Source organism: Mesorhizobium sp. P2_D6 (assembly GCF_056404315.1).
The window spans coordinates 1-5259 of sequence record NZ_JBFUEG010000053.1; the positions used below are offsets into that span (position 1 = coordinate 1).

The window sequence follows — 5259 nt, forward strand, 5'->3', positions numbered from 1 at the left end:
AACCGGTCATCGGCCATCTCAAGCAGGACCATCGCATGGGCCGCAACTTTCTGGCCTTCACCGAAGGCGACGCCAACAACGCCATGCTCGCCGGCTACAACTTCAGCCTCTTGCTCAACTGGCTGAGGCTTTTGTTTGCCTTCTTCCTGGCGCTGCTTGCAACCGCTCCAGCGTCACCGGTCCAGCCACGATCAGCCTGACCTCCGCAGCTCAACCGGAATAGCCTCCGAAACGGGGCTCGCCTTTAACGCCGGTGCCGAAATGGCTTTCTTCACGGGCGACTCGCGAGATCACGCAGGTATCAGCACCATTCCATCATTCACACCCGGCATGGAGGGTCGCAATCAAAATGATAATCGGACGGCAATCGAATTCAAAGCAGACGGCTAAGACAAGGCAGAGGAAGCGAAAGCCGCCCTTGATGGGGCCGGCGATACTGTCTTTCACACCCGTCGCCCGCTCCCGACCAACGCATTGCGCGCTATGCGCGCTTCGAACTCACCGTGAGAGGTCCGTGTCACGACGACCCCGAAATACTCATCAAGAAGCGCGAGCACGCGCTGCGTGTGGCTCCGGAGCTTCTCTAGCCCGTACATCTTCACGACGTATTCGGCTAATAATTGGAGAACGCTCTCTTCGTCTCCTCCGTAGAAGACGAAAGGGTCTGCGATTCGCTGCACAGTTACCTCATCGAACCGCGCTGCAGCCAACAGATCGAGCACCTCGCCCGCAGTAAAATGAGGATACTCATGCGGCGTCACGGAATGAGTTGACACCACGTGAGCGAACCAGCGGGCAGTGGGTGAGCCCTCTTCGAAGTCATGAAGAACGAAGATGCCACCCGGTCGGAGAATTCGCGCAGCCGCCTGGACGGCGGTGGCGCGCTGAGCGCGCGGGATGTGGTGCGTGCCGTAAGCCATCAGCACACCATCCACTGATCCGTCTCTAATCCAGAACGGATCAGTCGCGCTTTGCCAGATCGCAAACAGGCCGTCGCGGATGCAACGGTCCACCATGAACTGAGAGATGTCAGAGTTGATGAAACTCGGGCAGCGCGCCGCACCTAAGAGCCGGTGGGCTACCTTGTTCACGTATCCGTCACCGGCGAGAAGATCGCAGATGATCAGTGATGAACAAAGTCCGTCGCGACCGTTGGGATGCATCTTGCCTAGGAGATCCATCACACCCTCCGATCGTGCCAGCAGCGACAGTTGGATGCTATCGAGGTAATCCGACCCACGCCCTTCCGAGGTGAACTCATTGCGCGAGAGATTGGCCAGATCGGCAACGCAGGCGGATGGTTCTCTAACTCTTCGGAGCTCGATAGCCTTGAAGGCCACCGGGTTTATCTTTTCCAACTGGGAAAGGTGCGAATCTTTACTGTTTGGAAACATTGTGGTTCTCCGTAGTGACCAGATGCGGGCGGGCAGATCGATAGAAACTGTTCTTGATTGAGTTTACAAACACCGATTTGGAGGGGGACCGTGGGAGGTCCTGTGACCATCGGCATTCAGTATGGCGTTACTCTTCTGGTCGGACTCCGTATCCGTCCACTCAAACGAGACTTCCACAGAGATCTCCAAAGAACCTCTCGGCTGTCTCCCTGAGGTCGGGCCAACTGCGGAACCTGCCGATTTTGAGCACGCCATATTTCATGCGCGCCTTTGGATCTCATCCTTCGGGCAAATCGTCCAACCAGCAAGCGCCCTCGAGATGTGGCCGGGAAAAGACCTTGCCGATCTTTTCGGGAGTCTTGTTTTGATGATATCGCATATATACGCGGCCATCGGGTGCTAGGTCGATAATCTCGATCTTTCCTGTATAATGGGACATGATGTATTTGAATGTTTTTTGAATACCGCTGAGACGTTGATTAATGCCGCGCGCAATCTCTATTCCGCGGCACAGTGAAACCTGAAAATGCGATGCGCCTTTCACCGGTCTGGCCTGAAAGAGATAATAGGGACGCACACCCATTTTGTGACACTTGGCGAAAGTGGCAGCCAAGATATCAGGATCATCGTTGACTTTCGCAAGAAGCACGGTTTGGTTCAGGAACTGCACGCCCTGTGCGCGCAAGGAGCGAATGTGACCCTCCGCATTGACGGAGATTTCACCGATGTGGTCGAAGTGTGTGACGATAACTGCGGCCTTACCCGCTTCATAGATCCGTTGGAATAAAGCCGGCAAAGCAGGATCCTCGAACCGCTTGGGCTCATAGGCCAGTGTTTTTGTCCCGAATCGAATCGAATCGAGATGTGGGATAGGCAGCAGATGATCAAGAATTTTGTCGAGCTTGGCCGTGCTGAGCACGAACGGGTCGCCTCCCGTTAGCAGCACGTTTGTGATCTCGGAATGGCCGCGAATATATTGCGCAATTCGGGTGAAGTCAGCTGCTACTTCATCGGAGGCCTTGCCGACCATGCGTTTGCGAAGGCAATAACGGCAATATGAAACGCAACGGTCCGTTACCAGCAACAACGCGGTTTGGGCGTACTTATGCTGAAATCCGGGCACGACCGTGTTGTCTTGTTCGCCACTCGTATCCAGGTTGCCGGGACTTTTGAACTCCTCGAATGAGGGCTGCACAATGTACTTGAGCTGCTCATAGTAACCACTGTTGATGATCTGTTCACGATAAAATTTTGTGACATGATAACGCATGATGCTGTTGGCTTGCAGTTCACTCTCGCTAACGACGCGCGTCCCCTCGATGAAATTCATCACCGCACTGTCGGGCCGCGGGTCCGAGTTGGTGGGTGGTGCTTCGGGAGAGCAAATTCGGGGTGCCGCGCAGGTCGCCCGAGCAGTCAACTCACGATCGCTAAGGCTCTGGCCCTTATCCGTGTCCGCGGTCGCTTCCGGATCCCGCTCCGTCTGCGCCTCAAGCAGTTGGTGAACCCAGCGGTCCTGTGGAGAGGCTGCTTCCGCCGGGTTCGACTCAACCGGACATCGACGTTCCTCCGCCAACAGAAGCGGTACCGACCAGACTCGCTGCCCCGGGTCGGCCGCCATCTGGCTCAGTGCCTGCTGCAAATAGCTCACAAACCGTTCCACCGTGCTCCGCTCAAACAGCGACGTCAGGTAGATCAGCCTTCCGCAAATCGCCTCGCCGACCTCAGAAAGATTAAGTGCAAGATCATATTGCGCGACGCGATTACCAACATCAACATACTTAAGTTCGAGAGCCGGCAGTTCCGCCGATTCCCCAGAATTATTTTGCCATGTAAGTATAACTTGGAAAATCGGGCTTTGGTCCAGTTTGTGGGGCGGATCGGCGAGTTCCACCGCCTGCTCAAACGGCAGGTCCTGATGCTCCTGCGCCCCAAGCGCAGCGGCATTCACCCGCCCCAGCAATGTCTCCAGCGACGGATCGCCCGACAGATCGATCCTCAGCGCCAAGGTGTGGGCGAAGCAGCCGATCATCCCCTCGATCTCGGGGCGAGTGCGATCGTCGCATGGTGTGGCGATCACCAGCTCATTCTGACCCGACAGCCGCGCCAGCACCAGCGCCCAGCCTGCCAGCAGTGTCACGAACAGCGTCGTCCGCTGACGCAGGCTCAGCACCTTCAGCTGTGCACTCAGCGTCTCGTGCAACACGAAGTCGACGTAATTACCGCTGTAGTCCTGCTCCGCCGGACGCGGCCGGTCTGTCGGCAGCTCCAGAGCCGCTGGCGCACCATCCAGCATTCGGAGCCAGTATTCCGACTGCCGCTCGAAGACCTCACCTGCCAGCCAACGTCGCTGCCAAATCGCGTAGTCCGCATACTGCACCGGCAATGGCGTCAGCCGATCCGGGCGGCCCTCTCGGGCCGCCGCGTAGAGCTCGCTGAGCTCGCGTATCAAAATCTCCTGCGACCGGCCGTCTGAGACCATGTGATGCATGGTGATCAGCAGCATATGATCGTCCTCGGCCAAGCGTGCCAGTCGTGTGCGGATCAGCGGCCCCGCTTCCATGTGAAACTCCGCCTGCCTTTCATGGCGCATTAGCTCCGAGAGCGTCGCCTGTACGTCCGCTGCCGCCGTCAGATCGTCCCGTTTCAGCGGCAGGCGGACGTCCGTAGACCCGATCTGCTGGAACGGCTCGCCATCGTTCATCCCGAAGGTGGTGCGCAGCACCTCATGACGCGCAATCAACCCGTCCAAGGCCGATTGCAGGGCCGCCTCGTCCAACTCGCCGTGAAGCCGAAGCCCGATCTGGATGTGACGGGACTCACTGCCGCCTTCCAGACGCGATAGGGACCAAAGCCGCTGCTGAGGGAATGACAGCGGAAGCCGTGACGGACGCGGCATAGCTTCAATCGCCGGGACCGCACTCAGTACAGCGCCTGTCGTGTTGATCTGCATTGTTCGAGCAAGTTTCATATGGACCTCCTCGGTCGGAGAGTGCGATACCTATAGTTGCAACAGATACTTCGCCGTTTGCCATGCAATCGGCGTACCACCGAGGAGATTGTGCGAGGAAGATGGGAAAAGAATATGTTTTACGCCGCAACGGGGGAATGCTTGCGCCTCATTGTGTCAGATTCCGAACAGCGATCGACAGCACACTGGCCATCAACTCTTTCCAGTAGAGTTGTCGAAACAGCGCGTCCTCGTGGAGAAGAGCCCGAATGAGATCGTTGGCTTTGCCGCTGAGCGCCTGTTGGAGTTGGGGGCAAGTGCGGCCACTGGCGTGGGCTAGGGCGACGAGGCCGTTGCGGATGTCTGCGCATTACGACTGTTGACTGGATTGGCCGGACGTGCTCCAAAGCCAAGGCTAAAGAGTCATGTCCCTGTGCAGAGCGGCCAGTCGCATTATACTGGGCCAGGTACCCGGGCACGCAAAGCAGATCACAGATCCTAACCCTGTGCGTCCCCTTGAACAGCGCAATCCTACGAAATTCGTCGCGACACTCCGTACCACACCGCCGGCATCAAAAAAGGTTGCAAGACCTTCAAGTAAATTTACAGTCTTTCTGACCTGCCACCGAACTGTCATCCAGTGGCGATTAGAGCCGCGACCATTTCTGCTCTGAACCCATTGTTTGGACCGCCGGAAGATGGAGTTTCCCGGCTTTTTCACGATGGCGGGCTGGTGGCGCCATCGGGATTGAGCAACGAGATTGGGACCTTGTGCCCGATCGCCCCATGCGGGCGCTCCTCGTTGTAGTATCTGCGCCAATCCTCCATCTTTTCAGCCGCGTCTGCAAGCGTGAGGAACCAGTGGGCGTTCAGACACTCCGCCCGGAAGCGGCCGTTGAACGCTTCGATGTAGGC

3 protein-coding genes and 1 pseudogene are annotated in these 5259 nt (G+C 57.4%); 1 reads left to right on the top strand and 3 read right to left on the bottom strand.

The window, feature by feature from the left end; translation table 11 throughout:
* Nucleotides 1-200, top strand: a pseudogene (locus tag AC1D1L_RS33290) (IS5/IS1182 family transposase); the annotation flags it as partial.
* A gap of 243 nt (nt 201-443) precedes the next feature.
* Here AC1D1L_RS33290 and AC1D1L_RS33295 read toward each other — a convergent pair.
* The 3 genes from AC1D1L_RS33295 to AC1D1L_RS33305 form a co-directional block, all read right to left on the bottom strand.
* Complete coding sequence (locus tag AC1D1L_RS33295; RefSeq protein WP_477345730.1) at nt 444-1394, bottom strand: methyltransferase domain-containing protein; 951 nt, start codon at nt 1392-1394, stop codon at nt 444-446.
* Between the two features lie 277 nt (nt 1395-1671).
* Nucleotides 1672-4365: a condensation domain-containing protein gene (locus AC1D1L_RS33300; protein ID WP_477345732.1), complete on the bottom strand. Its 2694-nt coding sequence runs from the start codon at nt 4363-4365 to the stop codon at nt 1672-1674.
* Nucleotides 4366-5061: 696 nt separating this feature from the next.
* Nucleotides 5062-5259, bottom strand: a 198-nt coding sequence (locus tag AC1D1L_RS33305) for an integrase core domain-containing protein (protein WP_477345734.1), incomplete at its 5' end; no start/stop codon positions are given.

Bases quoted from the DNA above. Each gene is read 5' to 3' on its own strand.
- AC1D1L_RS33300 (WP_477345732.1), bottom strand. From the start codon at position 4,365: ATGAAACTTGCTCGAACAATGCAGATCAACACGACAGGCGCTGTACTG.
- AC1D1L_RS33295 (WP_477345730.1), bottom strand. From the start codon at position 1,394: ATGTTTCCAAACAGTAAAGATTCGCACCTTTCCCAGTTGGAAAAGATA.